Raw genomic sequence first — 17,219 nt, forward strand, 5'->3', positions numbered from 1 at the left:
GGACAAGCTTTTCTGAACGGAACCCCCTAAGCCGAGTTTTCAAGGTGCTGTCCGCCCACTTGGTTTTCGAGACGGTCTTTTTAATTCTAACGTAAAGCCAACCTAGAACGGCGGGGTTTCCCACCCAAAATTTTCGATGAGCCGGTCGTCCGCTATCTTGTCCCGTTTATCTCCTACGTCCGTCTAGGAGAAGCGTTAGTTTTGGATCGGCAAGACAGTCTTGTGGTTTACGAAAGCGATCGAGATGTTCCCTGCACGGAAACCGGACCTTTCTGGTTGGTGACTCCTAAATCGCTCTGAAAACCCACACCCCACACCCCACAACCCACACCCTGCCCCCGCGAAAAACTTTTTGCCGCAAACCCTAGTTGAGACTCGACGGGTGGAGTCGGCAAGCAGCAAAACCCGTCGAATTTTTATAACGCTTGCGATCGCAACCAAGCCACGGGTAAATAGAGCATTTTCTTGGGTAAAGGCACGAAGGCACGACGGGCGAAGACATCGTAGTTATTTGCTTCAATTACGTCTAAAATGCCTTGATAAAGCAGTAAAGCCGCCCAAACCGGCCAACGGGAATCGGGATTAAGGGCGCGAATCCCCCTTTCGGCGGAATCGTAGTAATAACGAGCGCGCTCAATTTGGAAGCGCATTAACGCCTGCCAACGGTGATCATTAACCCCTTTGAGTAAATCGTCTTCGCTGTAGTTAAAACGCTCTAAATCCTCTAAAGGTAGATAAATCCGCCCACGATGGACATCTTCCCCCACATCCCGCAAAATATTGGTTAATTGATTGGCAATACCGAGATCGATCGCTTCTTCTTGCGGAATATAGACGCTTTGATTGCGCCGCCAAGGAGCCGAGCGATCGCCATCTTCCAATCCTAACACCGCGCTGGACATTAACCCCACCGTCCCCGCCACCCGATAGCAGTACAGTTTTAGTTCATCAAAGGTTTGATAACGACTGCGATAGAGATCCATCTGTTGCCCGGCGATCATATCCCGAAAGGGTTGGATATCCATGGGGAACTTTTCTAGAGTATCCACGAGAGCGACATCGGCATCCTCAAGGGAAACCCCAGAAAAGGCGGTTTCTAGCTGTTTTTCCCATAAATCAAGGGTTTCAGGTGTAGTTAACCGGGCTTGGGGTCCATCGACCAGTTCATCGGTACGACGACACCAGACATAAATTGCCCAGATCGCTTGACGTTTTGCTTTCGGCATCAGGAGAGTACCGAGATAAAACGTTTTGGAATACTTCTCTGTAATCCGGCGACAGAGTTCGTAGGACTCCGCAAGGGAGACGAGGGGTTTGGTGGGGTGGGTCGGTTTTGGCAATTGGAGCATTCTGCTGGGGCGGAATGATTGACTTAGATTAACGGCGAACTGTGGCTAATGATATAGCATTGTCTCACTCAAGGCCATTTTCGTCATTAGTCCCTAGCCAGAGAATTAACGAGCGCTGGACACTGGTGTAGATTGGGTTTTATTCGGGTTTAGCGGTGCTGCGGGGTGATCTTTGCTGATCACTGCTGCCGCTAATTTCCCCGATAAAACTGCTCCTTCCATGCTTCCTAAATATTTTTGCATGGTATAGTCACCGGCGAGATAAAAATTCTCGATCGGAGTTTTTTGAGAAGGTCGATAAGCTTGTCGGCCAGGGGTGGCTTTATAAACTGATCGGGGAGTTTTCACCAGATGATATTTTAACAATTGACTGGGATTATCGCCAGTAAAATGTTGGGGAAAGAGTTTTTCTAGTTCTTTCATCGTGGCGGCGATAATTTCTTCATCGGATTTGCTAATCCAATCCTGAGCGGGAGCGAGAACTAATTCTAACATCGAGCGATCGGGGTTAGCGTATTCTTTACAGGTGTTGCTCATGTCAGCATAAACACTGAGTAAGGGCGAACGGGAGAATAATAAATGATCGATGTCGGTTAGTTTGCGATCAAACCAGAGGTGTAAATTAATGACGGGAACCCCTTCTAATCCTTCTAATTTTTGAAAGAATGTATCTTCTTGCCAAGGTTTGGGTAGTAAAACTTTTAAAGGATCTACAGGCATCGCAGACACATAAAGATCGGCTTCAAAAAGATAATCTTCCCCACCGTCTAAACCGCGCATTAAGAAGGCTTTAACTGTGCAGTTTTCATTTAAGAGTATCTCTTTTAAAGGGGCATTTAAGCGCACTTCTCCACCTCTAGCGGTGATGTAATCGACTAAAGGTTGGCAGAGTCTTTCCGGGGGTGAACCGTCGAGAAAAGCCATTTTTGAGCCGTTTTTCTCCTGTAAAAAGCGGTTGAGGGCTGTTAGTAGAATTGTTGCGGAAATCTCGTTAGGATCGATAAAGTTTAGGGCTTTCGACATAGCGATAAACACTTCTTTTTCTACCCTAGGCGGTATGTTTTGTTTCTCTAACCATTCCGACCAAGAATATTTATCCATCTCCTCGACGTAACTTTGGCCTTTAACAATGGCAGGAATTAAACCGAGTCCAAATTTAATTTTTTCCTCCCAAGTTAACATATCATTATTGCGGAGAATGGCAACAATACCGTTAATTGGGGCGGGAATATCTGGGAAGTCAAACCGCGAATAAGTCCCCGGTTTTTCCGGCTGATTGAAGATCATCGAGTGTTCTTTCCACTGTAGGCGATCTTCTATGCCTAATTCTTGGAATAATTGCAGCATATTGGGATAAGCGCCAAAGAAGATATGTAAACCGGTTTCGTACCAGTCCCCATCGGCATCTTTCCAAGCGGCAATTTTTCCCCCTAATACATCGCGACGTTCCAGTACGATGGGCGTATGTCCCGCATCGACAAGGTATTTCGCACAAGATAATCCGGCTAGTCCCGCACCAGCGATCGCAACTCGCATCGTTTCCTATCTACTCTCTAATGTCTTGTCTTTATCACATTCGCTATTATACTTCACATTTCGTTACATTTTTTTCAGCTTATTAGCTATCAGCTTTTTTCTCCGGTACTCCGGTGCTCCGGTGCTCCGGTGTTCCCCACTTCCCACTCCCCACTTCCTTGATAACTGCTTACTGCTTACTGGTCACTGATAACTGCTTACTGGTCACTGCTTACTGGTCACTGATAACTGATAACTGATATTGTGATATGTAATTAGCTTAACTCGCTCACCTTTTTAGTTCACGCGTACACCCTCTTCAATCAATCGCTATGACTTTTCCCACTACGTCCCCCCAAGTCTCGGAAATAGAGAATAATCGTGCTTGGCATAATTTAACTGGCGAACAAACCCTAGAAATACTGAGAACCAATGGGGAAACCGGCTTAATCGAGGCGGAAATTGTTAAAAGAAAGGATATTTTCGGTTTAAATGAACTAAAAGAAACGGGGGGACGTAGCCCGTTAGTGATTTTATGGGAACAGTTTACTAACATTATGTTAGTGATGCTGATTGCCGTGGCGGTGGTTTCGGCAGTTTTAGACCTGAAAAAAGGGGAATTTCCCAAAGACGCGATCGCTATTTTTATAATTGTTATTTTAAACGGTTTTTTAGGATATTTCCAGGAAAGTCGGGCAGAAAAGGCTTTAGCAGCCCTTAAGCAGTTATCCTCGCCGAAAGTCCGGGTTATCCGTAATGGTAGCACCTTTGAAGTGGCGGCCAAGGAACTTGTCCCCGGGGATATCATGTTACTGGAAGCGGGGGTACAAATTGCCGCCGATGGCAGATTATTAGAAGCACAAAACCTGCAAATCCGCGAAGCTGCCCTCACGGGTGAAGCGGAATCGGTGAATAAACAAGCACAGAAGGTTTTACCGGAAGATGCCTCTTTAGGCGATCGCATTAACCTCGTCTATCAGGGTACTGAAGTAGTACAGGGGCGGGGTAAAGTGGCGATTACCAAGACGGGAATGGATACGGAAATCGGGAAAATCGCCGCTTTGTTGCAAGGAGTAGAAAGTGAACCAACTCCCCTACAGCGGCGAATGTCGCAGTTAGGTAACGTTTTAGTGAGTAGTTCCCTAGCTTTAGTGGCGGTAGTCGTCCTTGGCGGTGTAATTCGCTTTGGTTGGCAGTTTTTTGAATCATTCCTCGAAACTTCCCTCAGTATGGCTGTGGCCGTTGTTCCCGAAGGTTTACCGGCAGTGGTAACGGTGACATTGGCAATTGGAACCCAAAGAATGGTGAGAAGACAAGCTTTAATCCGTAAATTGCCGGCAGTGGAAACTTTAGGCTCGGTAACGACGATTTGCTCCGATAAAACCGGAACTTTAACTCAAAATAAAATGGTGGTACAGAAAGTTAATACTTCCGCGCAGACAATTACTGTCACGGGGGAAGGTTACGCGCCCATCGGTGAGTTTAGTGGTGCTAGTGAAAGTGATCCCGAACTACAGGCAATTTTAACGGCTTGTGTGCTGTGTAATGATGCACTTTTGCAAAATAAAGAGCAAGAATGGTTAATTTTAGGCGATCCCACCGAAGGAGCTTTACTGACGTTAGCGGGTAAAGGAGGACTATATCGGGAAGCATTGCAGCCAAAAAGCCCTCGTTTAGGCGAATTTCCCTTTTCTTCCGAAAGAAAGAGAATGTCAGTAATCTGTGAGAATGCCCAGTTAGGTTTGGGGGATTCTGCCTATTTAATGTTTACCAAAGGCTCACCGGAATTAATTCTCGAACGTTGTTCTCTGATCCAAGTTGGGGCGGAAAGTCAACCCTTAACAGCTGAACAAAGAAGCCGTATTTTGGCACAAAATGACGAAATGGCGGGTAATGGCCTACGAGTCTTAGGTTTTTCCTATAAACCGATGACAGAAGTGCCAGAAGTGGAAAAAGAAGATAGTGAGGAACAATCCCTGGTTTGGTTGGGATTGGTGGGAATGCTCGATGCACCCCGCAAAGAAGTTAAAGAAGCGGTTGCTCTCTGTCGTCAAGCGGGAATTCGTCCGATTATGATTACCGGAGATCACCAACTAACGGCCAAGGCGATCGCCATTGAATTGGGCATTGCTGCTGTCGGGGAGCGAGTAATCACTGGGAAAGAATTAGAAAAAATGTCTCAGAATGACCTAGAGGGAGAGGTAGATAGTGTGAGCGTCTATGCTCGCGTTTCTCCCGAACATAAGCTGAGAATCGTCCAAGCTTTGCAAAAACGGGGCAAATTCGTCGCCATGACGGGGGACGGGGTGAACGATGCTCCGGCACTAAAACAAGCGGATATCGGTATCGCCATGGGCATTACCGGAACCGATGTCAGCAAAGAAGCCAGTGATATGATTTTGCTGGATGATAATTTTGCCACCATCGTCGCTGCCACTGAAGAAGGGCGCGTGGTTTACAGTAACATTCGGCGCTTTATTAAATACATTCTCGGCAGTAATATTGGCGAGGTTTTAACGATTGCAGCGGCTCCTCTGCTCGGTTTAGGCGGTGTACCCCTTTCTCCCTTGCAAATCCTCTGGATGAACCTTGTCACCGACGGTTTACCGGCTCTTGCTCTGGCAATGGAACCCGCCGAACCTAATGTGATGAAACGTCCACCTTTTAGCCCCCGGGAAAGCATTTTCGCCCGCGGTTTGGGTTGGTATATGATTCGCATCGGCATCGTCTTTGCCATTCTCACCATTATTATGATGTACTGGGCTTACCAATATACTCAGGCAACCCCGGAAATCGGAGATCCTGGACGTTGGAAAACTATGGTATTTACTACCCTCTGTTTAGCACAAATGGGTCATGCTTTAGCGGTGCGTTCCCATACCCAGTTAGCGGTGCAAATGAATCCCTTCTCTAATCCTTACATTATCGCCGCCGTGGGCTTGACAACGATCCTACAATTGTTGTTAATTTATGCTCCTCCCCTACAAAACTTCTTCGGCACTCAATGGATTAGTGGCACAGAATTATTAGTCTGTTTTGGATTTAGTGCCTTAATGTTTGTTTGGATTGAGTTGGAGAAGTTATTTATTCGCTGGTTCATGACGAAAAAATAAATCAATGCCAACACCAATTATTCTGACTTTAACGGTTTTAGTCGTTGCTTTAGTCGCTTTCGTGGCGGAATGGCTACCAGTAGATTTAACCGCTTTATGCGTGGCTATTGTCCTCATTCTTTTGGGTTTAGTTACTCCCGAAGAAGGTATCGCGGGATTTAGTAATTCTGCCACGGTGACGGTGATGGCGATGTTTGTGCTTAGTGCTGGAATTACCCGCACGGGAGTGATTCAAGTAATTCGCGATCGCTTGCTGGTTTGGGGGGGAAAAAATCCCCACCAACAGGTATTTGTCCTAGGGGCATTAGTGGGGCCAATTAGTGCTTTTATTAATAACACGGCAGTGGTGGCAATCTTTTTACCCATCGTTGAAGATTGGTGTAAAAAACAAAAAATTTCTCCTTCTAAGTTATTAATTCCCCTTTCCTACGCGACGGTTTTAGCGGGGATGATTACCGTGGTGGGAACTTCTACTAACATTCTCGCTAGTGGTATTTCTGCCAAGCTGGGTTATGGGGAATTTAGCTTATTTCAATTCACTGCTTTGGGAGTAGTTACTTTTTTGGCAGGTTTGATTTATTTAACAATTTTTGCTCCGAAATTACTACCCGATCGCAAATCTTCCACCGGGGAATTTTTAGAGGATGATTATGGTTCTAAAGTATATCTGAGTGAGGTAATTATTAGCCCTCGTTCTAATCTTATCGGTCAAACTTTATCCCAAAGTGGACTACAAAGAAAGTTTAATTTTGATGTGTTGGAATTAATCAGAAATAAGGTACATTTGTCCCAACCTTTAGCTGATAAAGTTCTCAATGCTGGCGATATTTTAATCGTTCACAGTAGTCGGGAAGAACTATTAAAGATTAAAGATGAACGAGGCTTAGAAATCTTTGCCGATGTCAAATTTCATAAAGAAGATATTGAATCGACAATTACTACAGGTGAGGAAAAATTAGCCGAGGTTTTGATTCTCTCTAATTCCCGTTTAATTGGGACAACTTTAAAAGATTTGAAATTCCGTCAGCGTTATAACGCCACGGTTTTGGCGATTCGGCGTGGTTCAGAATTACTGCAAGGAAGATTAGGAAAAATTCCTTTAAAGTTTGGCGATTTGCTCTTGGTTCAAGGACCAAAACAGAGTTTTATTGGTTTACAAACCACGCGAGAATTATTAGTTTTAGAAGAGAAAGAAATTGAATCATTGCGACAGGATAAGGGCATTATTGCTTTAATGATTACTTTGTTGGTGATTATTATTGCCGCTTTTGATATTCAACCGATTCTCGTCACCAGTTTAGTTGGGGTGGTTTTAATGGTAATTACTGGCTGTCTAAAACCGGGGGAAGTCTATGGTTCCATTCGTTGGGATATTATCTTTTTATTAGCGGGTTTAATTCCCCTGGGTACTGCCATGGATAACTCAGGAACGACTAAATGGTTGGCGGATAATTTAGTGGCTATCGGCGGCAATCTTTCGGGGTTTTGGATCTTAGTTTTCTTCTATCTGATTACTTCAGTTTTAACCGAAATCCTCTCTAATAACGCCGCCGTGGTTTTAATGATTCCCGTCGCCGTGGAAGTGGCGAAAACTTTGGGTTTAAATCCTTTGGCTTTTATGTATGCTGTCACCTTTGCTGCTTCTAATAGTTATCTAACACCGATTGGCTATCAAACTAACACTATGGTTTATGCACCCGGGGGCTATAAATTCCTCGATTTTACCCGTTTGGGTGCGCCCCTAAATTTAATTTTGACGATTTTAACCCCAGTTTTAATTGTCTTGTTTTATGGCTTGAAATAAAGAAAGAGAGCGAAGATTCTTCGCTCTCTAAAAAGAATTTGATAGTCGTCAAAACTATTTCGATTCGGCGAAGCGTTTACGCAGGGATTCGGCTCGCTTTTTCGCCACGGTATTATTAGGATCAAATTTGAGAGTTTCTTCGTAGGTTTCGAGAGCTTTTTTAGCCATTTGTTTCTTTTCGTAAACATTGCCAAGATTATTGAGAGCGATCGAATATTGAGGATAAAGTTTAATTGCTTCTTTGTAGTTACGAATCGCTAATTCTAATTGTTCTTGGGCAAAATAGGAAAAACCGAGCGCATTGTAGATTAGGGCTTGATTTTCTGGTTCGATGCTTTCTTCCCCAGAGATTTTTAAAGCCTTTTGTAGTAAACTCAATGCTTGAACATAGAGTTTTTTATCAAGATAAAGACTCCCTAATTCATAGTATTCTTTAGCTGTACCTTTTTCTTTTTGCAATTTCTTTTGTAGCTTGTTAAAGGTTCCTTCTACTCGACGGGTTTTAAAGATTTGCACGATGACAAAAATTCCTAAACCAATCACGAAAATTAGCAATCCAGAAACGTAAATAAGCGGTAGGGTATCTTCCATAATTAGCGATCGAGCAATTAATATTTTTATACTTATTCAATCAGATTATAGCAGGATTTAGTCAGTTATCAGTGATCAGTGATCAGTTATCAGTTATCAGTGATCAGATTTCAGTTTTCAGTTCACTGATTACTGTTCATTGATTGCTCACAGCAAAAAACTCCCATCTCCCCACACCCCACACCCCAACCCCACACCCCACAACCTATCTCCCTATCTCCCTATCTCCCCATTTCCCGAATTCTCAGAGGTAAGCCCCAATAGTTCACCCGTTCTGCTAACCAGCCGGTGGATTCTAGCCGCTCGATCGCTTGATTGACGCGTTCTCGGAGACTTTGGTACTGTAAACCTTTAGGGAGAACGACTCCTAGAGCGATAGCCCCCAACTGGATCGGTAATTGACGATAATTGGGGAATTGCTGCACCCAACCGGTTAAAAGGCTATTATCAGCCGCAAAAGCGTCTATTTCCCCCGTTTCCAGTAAATTTAAAGCTTCTTGATAGGAAGCAACCCCGCGCAGGGTAGCGTTAGGTAAATGGGAACGCACAAGGGCGATTGTCGTCGAGCGGTTGAGTACGGCGATTCTAGAGTTAGCTAGGTCTTCTAAACGCTGAAATAGCAGGTTTTTCGTCACAAAACCGCTGCTATCGAGGTAATAAAAGGGGCTAAAATCCACTAAGCGCTGACGTGCGGGAGTAATCGCCACACGAGCGATCGCCAAATCCACCCGATCATCAATAACCACCTGTAAACGCTCTTGATTACTAACGGGTTTGAGAATAATAGCACTGTCAGAACCGAGAATTTCTTCAGCTAGACGTTTAGCGATGTCGATTTCCAATCCTTGCAGATTGCCCTGAGAATCAAGGAAAGCGAGGGGAGGGAGATTATTTTTGACAGCGACAATTAATTTTTCCCGGCGTATAATCGTATCGAGATCGGCGCTAAAACTTGGGGCTACACCTAAGAGCAAAAAACCAAGAATAAATAACAAATTTTTCATACTGTTTTACCTACAATAACCCGATTTCTGCCTTGATTTTTAGCGGCTAACATGGCATGATCAGCCCGCTCGATCACCTCTTCTAGATTATTATCTTGAGGGCTAAATGTTGCCACACCGATACTAGCAGTAACTCGCACTTTTTGTTGATCAAGTTCAATATTTAACTTGTTAATTACTTGACAAATGCGCTGGGCTGTGGTAGTAGCATCTTCAAGATTAGTTTCTGGGAGAATAGCGACAAATTCCTCGCCCCCAAAGCGCCCAAAACTATCCACTTGACGCAGACAGGTTTTAATTGCCCCAGCGACAGTAATTAAAGTTTTGTTTCCCAGGGTATGACCAAAGGTATCGTTAATATGTTTAAAATGGTCGATATCGATGAATAGAACCGAAAAATAACGATGATAACGACGACATCGTTGAAATTCTTTCTCCCCTAAGTGGAGAATCTCTCGACGATTATTTACCCCCGTTAGGCTATCAGTTCTGACTAGCTTTTCTAGTTGAGAATTGATATTTTTCAGTTCTTCTTGAGTCTTTTTTAGTTCTAGATGAATTTTAACTCTGGCTAACAGTTCCCAACTATAAAAGGGTTTATTTACATAGTCCACAGCCCCAGAATTAAAAGCATTGAGAATATCTTCTTTTTTCTTACTATCTGTCACAAAGATAATTGGTATATGAGCGTATAAAGTTTCAGTTTTTAGTCTTCGACAAAGTTCTATTCCCCCCATATCTGGCATCATTAAGTCAAGAAGAATTAGGTCAGGATTAGCAGTTTTTACTCGTTCTATTGCCTGTTTAACACTACTAGCAAAACTGGTGGCATAACCAGCAGAATCAAGAATACCCACAGCTAATTGGAGATTTTTGCCGACATCATCAACAACTAAAACTAGACAGTCTTCAGCAGAAAATTTAATCATCATCAGTAAGTATAAGTAATCAAGTTAAGGAGAAAATAGAGATACAATTATTAGTGATAAGCTGTTCGTAATTTAAATTGCTTGGGCCAGACGAGGCAAGAGGCAACAGTCAACAGTAAAGGGATTGGGAGAGATTCGGCTAATCTAAGAATAAGCGGTTTAAATACCTCTTAGCTTACAGCATTTCTGATAAAAATGAAGTATGATGGTATTGGGCATCACCCCCAAAGGTTAAGCTTGTCCCTAGTTTCTAGAAGTCCGCTTTTTTCGACTAGAATAAAAAAAGCCAGCCAGAATAGCCACAATTTAAAAAATTTCTCCTCTTAGACTTGACGTGAAAGAGTCCCTTAACCCTACTTCTTTGGATCTCAAAACCATTTTTCCCTTTAAACTCGACGACTTCCAGCACTCGGCGATCGCCGCTCTCGCTGCTGGTAAATCAGTGGTTGTCTGCGCTCCCACGGGTTCCGGCAAAACTTTAATCGGAGAATACGCTATCTATCGCGCCCTAGAAAGGGGCAAACGGGTTTTCTACACCACTCCCCTGAAAGCTCTTTCTAACCAAAAATTCCGGGATTTTCAAGAAAAATTCGGTCGCACCCCCACCGATGGCGATGAGGATTCCCCGCTGCTTTTTGCCGAAGTGGGATTGATTACCGGCGATGTGGTGATCAATCCTTCAGCATTAATTGTAGTCATGACTACAGAAATTTTTCGCAATATGCTGTATCAAACCCCGATCGGTGAGGTAGGCACTTCCCTAGAAAACGTGGAAACCCTAGTTCTCGATGAATGTCACTATATCAGCGATCGAGGTCGCGGCACCGTTTGGGAAGAATCAATTATCTACTGTCCCCCTAGTATCCAATTAGTGGCCCTCTCCGCCACCATCGGCAACCCCGGAGAACTCACCGACTGGATTAACTGGGTGCGGCAACTGCCCCAACCCGGCGACAATAAGCAGACCTCCAGCTGTGAGCTAATTAACTCCGATTTTCGCCCCGTCCCCCTGCGCTTTTATTTCGCCAATAAAGAGGGATTATTCCCGCTGCTCGACCCAAAACAGAGCAAAGTTAACCCGAAACTACGCTCAAAAGTCGGCCAAGGCAAACCCCGACGCTTAAAACGAGAAGATTGTCCCACCATCGCCTCCATTGTCACCACTCTGCGGGACAAGGATATGCTCCCGGCCATTTACGTCATTTTCAGCCGCAAAGGTTGCGATCAGGCGATTCGAGAGCTAAAAAACCTTAATCTCGTTAATCCAGAAGAAGCTAGAGCCATTTACTACCGTTTACTCATTTTCTTCCTAGAAGATAATCCCCATCTGCAAGAACTCGCCCTTTCCTTCTTTGCCGTCGAAAATCCGCCCCTACACCAAAAATTACTGGCTTTTTTCGCTAATAACCCCCAGTCCGACGATCAACTCCTCCGCCTCTTAACCGCCGACCCCGAGACGAAAAATCAACTGTTTGAATTCCTGGCCAGTGCTTCCCAATTAGTACGCGCCGACCAAGTGGAACCCCTCACCCGGGGCTGTGGTGTTCACCATGCCGGGATTTTACCCCTCTGGAAAGAATTAGTCGAACAACTCTTTGAAGCCGGTTTAATTAAGGTGGTTTTTGCCACCGCTACCCTCTCGGCCGGGATTAATATGCCCGCCCGCACCACCGTCATCTCGGCCCTCTCCAAACGCACCGATGATGGCCATAGTATGCTGACTCCCTCGGAATTTGTTCAGATTGCTGGCCGGGCTGGTCGTCGGGGAATGGATGCGGTGGGCCATGTGGTGACAGTACAAACGCCCTTTGAAGGGGCAAAAGAAGCGGCTTTTCTGGCCACCGCCCAACCGGAACCCCTGCAAAGCTGTTTTGCGCCCAGTTACGGCATGGTCTTAAATCTCCTGCAAAAACACAGTCTAGAGGAGGCCAAAGACCTCTTAGAGCGCAGTTTCGCCGAATATCTCGCTCGTTTGAAGTTAAGCCCCGAACGACAACAGATTACCGCCTTAACCACCGAATTAGCTAAGTTGGATATGGAATTAGCCGGTATCGAACGGGAGCAGGTCTTCAGTTACGAAAAGCTACGGGAAAGACTGCGGGAGGAAGAAAGACTGTATAAAATCCTTGCTAGTCAGTCAGAAGCACAGAAAAGACAGGAAATACATCTAAAATTGCCGAATATTCCCGTCGGAACTATCCTCCACCTCAAGGGCAAACATATTAAGGTTCCCGTCCCCGTCCCCGCTATCTTTGTCAATACCCTGCACGGGGCAGGTCAAGTGCGAACCCTTGTTTGTTTAGGCAGTGATAATCGCTGGTATTTAGCCGCCTATGCCGATATTAGCGAGATCGATCGAGGTTTTCTCTCTCCTGCGGAATTAGGCGAACTAATACCCCCTTCCCTGGAAGCAGTTTCCCTAGGGGGTTGGCGCAAGGGTGAGGAAAATACTCAGGCGATCGCCGATTTAATCCCCCAACAAGTGCAAGGCATCCCACCAGTGGCGGAACTGGAAACACAATTACAAAGACTTGAAATTGTCAATAGTCAAATTGCCGCTCATCCCCTGCAAAAACGCAAAAATCCGGGGCGATTGATGAAATTATACTACGATCGAGAGATTGCTCGCGATCAGTTACACAAAGCCCAGATTAAATACCAGAAACAACAATCCCGTAAATCCTACTACTGGGAAGAATTTCTGAATCTAATCGAGATTTTGCGAGAATTCCAAGCATTAGAGGGTTATTTGCCCACTCCCCTCGGAGAAGCGGCGGCCACTATTCGCGGGGAAAATGAACTCTGGTTAGGATTAGCGATGATGTCCGGAGATTTGGACAGATTGACTCCTAGCCAGCTAGCCGCCGCCATCAGCGCCATGATTACGGAACCCCCTCGCCCCGATACTTGGTGCAATTACCCGCCTGTGCCAGAAGTTATCGATATTTTGCGGCAAGGAGAGGGAAATTCCCCCGGTCTGCGAGAAGTTCGCCGTTTACTCTATCAAGCTCAATCTCGCTACGATATCACTATTCCCGTCTGGTTAGAAACCCAACTGATGGGGATTGCCTCCCGTTGGGCCCAGGGGACATCCTGGCCGGAATTGTGCGAAAATACTAGCCTCGATGAGGGAGATCTAGTGCGATTATTACGGCGCACCGTCGATGTTCTCTGGCAAATTCCCCAAATTCCCCGAGTTTCCCAAGTCCTTAAAGATAATGCCCGTCTCGCCGTCACAGCCATGAAGCGCTTTCCTCTGTAAATTGATCACTCTTTTAAACAATGGGAGATGGTAAGGAAAGTAACTGTTGGTGAATCTGCTCGATTAGGGCGAGGATTTGCCGATAATTGTGGTGCAATCCCTGTTGATAGAGGTGATTTGCTCCTTGATTTAAATCCGCTAAAGCCGATTGATAATAACCCAATTGATGCCGCAGTAATCCCCTTCTAATATAAGCATCGGCATAAAAAGGATCGATGGCAATCGCCCGATTTAAATCGGCGATCGAGCGCTCGTATTCACCTAATTGGTGAGCGGTACAAGCTAGATTATAGTAGGCTGAGGCATTATTTTTATTTAACCGGAGAGCTTGATTAAAATCCGCTTTGGCTGAGGTAAAATTGTGGAGGGCTAAATGAGATAAACCTCGATCATTATAAATAGTGGCTAAAGCGTCGGGTTGCCAGTTAGTAATTTGACGCAAGGATTGATTAAAATCAGCTAGGGCAAGGGGATGATTTTTCATGGTCGCCTGAACTAAACCCCGATTATAGTAGGCTTGATAATAGGTGGGTTTTAACCGGATAGTCTGGTTATAATCGGTCAGCGCCTGTGGATAATCTCCCAAACGATAAAAAGCTAAACCCCGATGGAAATAGGCTAGATAATTATCGGATTGCTGTTGTAAAGAGCGGGTGCAGTCCTGCCAAGCGTGGAGATAATCCTGTAAATAAATCTGAGTTAAACAGCGATTACTGTAGGCTAGGGCCAAGTTATTTTCCTGTTCGATCGACTGATTGAAATCCTGCAAAGCTTGCTGATAATTACCTGCCTCTAGTTGTTCAATTCCCGATCGCAACCAGTAGGATAAATGTACTGATTGAGCCGCTTTTCCCTGCCGAGGCCATCCCCCCAGCACCAGCGAACAGAGCAGTGCAACAATAACCAATCGACCGAGGTGAGGCAGAAAATTTTTCAAAACCGTTGACATAGGAGTATCTTTGTGCATATACTCCCAATTCTGAGGAAACTTTCTCGCTCGATCAACAGACAGCCTGTCAAATGCAGTTATCAGTTATCAGTTATCAGTTATCAGATGTGAGTTTTCAGTTCACTGATTACTGTTTACTGTTCACTGTTCACTGAAAATACACCCCACTTCCCACAGTCTAGGACTGGTCTATGTCTCTAGAGGTCGGGGCTGCGATAAGCTGATAAAGGAACTCGTCGCTAACGCAGTTGACACCCGATAACCGATAAATGATACAGGAGTTATCTATGGAAACTATTTTTATCCCCCACCTCCTCAAATCTCCTGATCGACAAAGAGTGATCATCATCGATAATTTTATCCCCGGTCTAGAAACCTTGACACCAGTGCGGGGGACCTTGCTGGTTAGACATGGGGGCAATTTTTTGGAAGTATCGGTGAAAGCAGAAACCATCGTCACCTTAACCTGCGATCGCTGTTTACAACAATATAATCATCGTCTGCAATTAAACACTTCCGAATTAATCTGGCTAGACAAAAATAAAGACTACGATAACTCCTATCCTCTAGAGCGAGAAATAGCCTACGAAGATCTCTCGGAAACCCTCGATCCTAACGGGGATTTTGAACCGCAAATGTGGTTATACGAGCAGTTATGTCTAACTTTGCCCCCCCGTCAACTCTGCGGAGCCAATTGTCAACCACCCGATTTTTTTCTTCCGGAAAATACTGCCATCGATGGTCGTTGGGCCTCCCTAGAATCGTTGAAAAGTCAGTTATCTCAATCGCAAAATTGAGCCTTGATGCCGATTTTTTTCGGGTTTCGACCACGAGAAAAGCGATCGAAACCCGATTCTTTACCGTCCCCAAATCTTTTTCAGGACAGTTTCGGGAGTAATATCGGCGACTTTTCCCGTATTAGCTTCAATATATCGATGAAGCTCTCCCCCACTCGGTAAAACTCTCTTAGGCAACGAAGGAACCAGCAGAGAGAGGGTATAGGTTCCCACGGCCACGGCTAACTGTAAAGGGACACTTTCGGTAGCTAACAATAAATTAGCACCGGCGATCATGGCGGACATTTTACCGATATCAGCCGTTCTGGACACTTTTAAGTTATTATCCATGGCTTTGAGCGCTAAAACCCAAGCTTCATCCAGATCTCCCTCGATCGCTACAATTGGCAAATCCGGTTGTTGATGGCGAATGCCTTGGATAATTTCTAGCCAACTCTCTAGGGGATAAACCGTTTCCAGTCCTTGGCTGATGCTGAGATCGCTACCGCCGGCGTAGAGGAGAATATAGCCGCTATCCTTGATATCGAGGCGTTTCTGCTCCATTTCCGCCCAATCGATATCATCCCGATTCAAGGTTATTTTTAAAGGTGGACAGGGTGGGGCAATCTTTAACCCTTTGACCAGATCGTGATAATTATCCGCTAGATAGCCTTCCTTTGGCCGGGGTACTTGTTCCGATAAGAACCAGCTGCCATTATTTTCATAGCCTATACGGTTAGGAACACCATTTAACCAGAGTAAAAGATTGATAGCAGGACGATTAGTGAGACTAATGGCGATTTCGTACTCCCGGTCCCGAATTACTCCCAAAATATTTAAATAATCCGCTAATCCGTACTGATCTCGATAGTCAAATAAAAGCACTTCCCTAACCTGCGGACAGAGACGATAGGCAGCTTTGGCCCTAGGTTCGACCAAAACATCGATGCTGCCTTGGGGGTAAGTTTGCCGGAGAGTTTCTAGAGTGGGAAAAAACAGCAGTTGATCGCTAATTCCTCCCGGTACAAGGGTTAATATTCGCATTTTATCTGGATATACCTGAATCGATCAGCTTAATTCTAGCAGTGTCCCTCGTTATTCACTAAATCTGGGCAGCGATGTTTTTTCTGAACAGAATGCGATCGCAGATTCTCTTAACTATTACCCGAAGGATTAGAACCGTACATAGCATTTAAAACCAAAGCGGGGTCAACGTATTGATTGCCGTACATCAGTCCCCAGTGCAGGTGTGGTCCGGTGGTGCGTCCGCTCATTCCCACTCTAGCCATGCGCGCCCCTGCTGGTATATCCTGACCAAGGGTAAGGACGATTCCTCCTGACCTATCAATCAAAAAAGTGCCGCGGCTATCGGATTGAACCGAACCCATGAGATGACAATAAATATGTGTCCATTGACCGGATTGCATCTTAATCATGGTGCCACAGCCTGTATGATCCGATAATTCGACGATTCTGCCAGTCCACCAATTGCGAATATAACTGCCTAAGGGTGCGGCCATGTCTAAACCAGCATGAAATTGTTGACTGCCATCCATGGGAGAGGAACGATAACCGAAACCAGAGGTATAGGTTTGAAAGTTTTCCACGGGGAAGGAGGCCCCGGCCCAAGCATTTTGAGCTATGAGGGTGGGATTAGCTTTAACGGGGTGTAAACGGTCAAATCCTAGAGAAATTAGCGTGACAAGACAGCTAATCGCTAAAAAACGCAGGAATTTAACAGGCAGATATTTGAGCATGAGACTTAACTCCAGACACCAAAATTAAATATAGTTAGTAAAAGTATAGTCAAATATAGACAGACTGAATTCCATTTCAGAAATTCCCTTCACTTTTACTTCGAGAGATTAATTCTCCTTGGGTGAACTACGCACCTCTCTATCCCATAGCGGTTAAACGCATTTGGGAA

Annotated in this window: 12 protein-coding genes; 4 read left to right on the top strand and 8 right to left on the bottom strand. The window is 45.0% G+C overall.

Annotated elements, in window-relative coordinates:
• Positions 1–416: 416 nt before the first annotated feature.
• Positions 417–1,349: a 15-cis-phytoene synthase CrtB gene (crtB, locus tag IM479_RS17100; protein ID WP_287685770.1), complete on the bottom strand. Its 933-nt coding sequence runs from the start codon at positions 1,347–1,349 to the stop codon at positions 417–419.
• 105 nt (positions 1,350–1,454) lie between these two features.
• Positions 1,455–2,885 (bottom strand): 15-cis-phytoene desaturase, encoded by a 1,431-nt coding sequence (gene pds, locus IM479_RS17105; protein ID WP_287685771.1) that lies wholly within the window; start codon positions 2,883–2,885, stop codon positions 1,455–1,457.
• A gap of 311 nt (positions 2,886–3,196) precedes the next feature.
• Between pds and IM479_RS17110 the strand changes: the two genes are divergently transcribed.
• Both IM479_RS17110 and IM479_RS17115 read left to right on the top strand, forming a co-directional pair.
• Positions 3,197–5,977: a cation-translocating P-type ATPase gene (locus IM479_RS17110; RefSeq protein ID WP_287685772.1), complete on the top strand. Its 2,781-nt coding sequence runs from the start codon at positions 3,197–3,199 to the stop codon at positions 5,975–5,977.
• Positions 5,978–5,981: 4 nt separating this feature from the next.
• On the top strand, positions 5,982–7,781 hold the full coding sequence (locus IM479_RS17115; RefSeq protein WP_287685774.1) for an SLC13 family permease: 1,800 nt from the start codon (positions 5,982–5,984) through the stop codon (positions 7,779–7,781).
• 54 nt (positions 7,782–7,835) lie between these two features.
• Here IM479_RS17115 and IM479_RS17120 read toward each other — a convergent pair whose 3' ends face one another.
• The 3 genes from IM479_RS17120 to IM479_RS17130 form a co-directional block, all read right to left on the bottom strand.
• Positions 7,836–8,372: a tetratricopeptide repeat protein gene (locus IM479_RS17120; protein ID WP_286827160.1), complete on the bottom strand. Its 537-nt coding sequence runs from the start codon at positions 8,370–8,372 to the stop codon at positions 7,836–7,838.
• Between the two features lie 221 nt (positions 8,373–8,593).
• The gene (locus IM479_RS17125; protein WP_287685776.1) at positions 8,594–9,376 is read right to left on the bottom strand and encodes a transporter substrate-binding domain-containing protein; all 783 of its coding nucleotides are present in this window, start codon (positions 9,374–9,376) and stop codon (positions 8,594–8,596) included.
• Positions 9,373–10,305 carry a GGDEF domain-containing response regulator gene (locus IM479_RS17130; protein ID WP_287685782.1) on the bottom strand — a complete coding sequence of 311 codons (933 nt, stop codon included), beginning with the start codon at positions 10,303–10,305 and terminating at the stop codon, positions 9,373–9,375. The genes IM479_RS17125 and IM479_RS17130 overlap by 4 nt, the downstream gene beginning before the upstream one ends.
• Before the next feature lie 334 nt (positions 10,306–10,639).
• Between IM479_RS17130 and IM479_RS17135 the strand changes: the two genes are divergently transcribed.
• A complete protein-coding gene (locus IM479_RS17135) occupies positions 10,640–13,567 on the top strand; it encodes a DEAD/DEAH box helicase (protein WP_287685778.1) in 2,928 nt (975 codons plus the stop codon).
• Positions 13,568–13,580: 13 nt separating this feature from the next.
• On the opposite strand, the gene IM479_RS17140 is transcribed toward IM479_RS17135, so the two are convergent.
• On the bottom strand, positions 13,581–14,534 hold the full coding sequence (locus IM479_RS17140; protein ID WP_287685780.1) for a tetratricopeptide repeat protein: 954 nt from the start codon (positions 14,532–14,534) through the stop codon (positions 13,581–13,583).
• A 269-nt stretch (positions 14,535–14,803) separates the two neighbouring features.
• On the opposite strand from IM479_RS17140, the gene IM479_RS17145 reads away from it, so the two are divergent.
• Positions 14,804–15,313 carry a YceD family protein gene (locus IM479_RS17145; protein WP_287079726.1) on the top strand — a complete coding sequence of 170 codons (510 nt, stop codon included), beginning with the start codon at positions 14,804–14,806 and terminating at the stop codon, positions 15,311–15,313.
• A 60-nt stretch (positions 15,314–15,373) separates the two neighbouring features.
• Here IM479_RS17145 and IM479_RS17150 read toward each other — a convergent pair whose 3' ends face one another.
• Both IM479_RS17150 and IM479_RS17155 read right to left on the bottom strand, forming a co-directional pair.
• Positions 15,374–16,336: a glycosyltransferase family 9 protein gene (locus IM479_RS17150; RefSeq protein ID WP_286827154.1), complete on the bottom strand. Its 963-nt coding sequence runs from the start codon at positions 16,334–16,336 to the stop codon at positions 15,374–15,376.
• Positions 16,337–16,446: 110 nt separating this feature from the next.
• Entirely contained in the window at positions 16,447–17,049 is a 603-nt protein-coding gene (locus tag IM479_RS17155) for a M23 family metallopeptidase (RefSeq protein ID WP_286827153.1), read from the bottom strand.
• Positions 17,050–17,219 lie beyond the last annotated feature (170 nt).

It is taken from the genome of Microcystis sp. M165S2 (assembly GCF_020245885.1).
In the GTDB taxonomy this organism is placed as follows: domain Bacteria; phylum Cyanobacteriota; class Cyanobacteriia; order Cyanobacteriales; family Microcystaceae; genus Microcystis.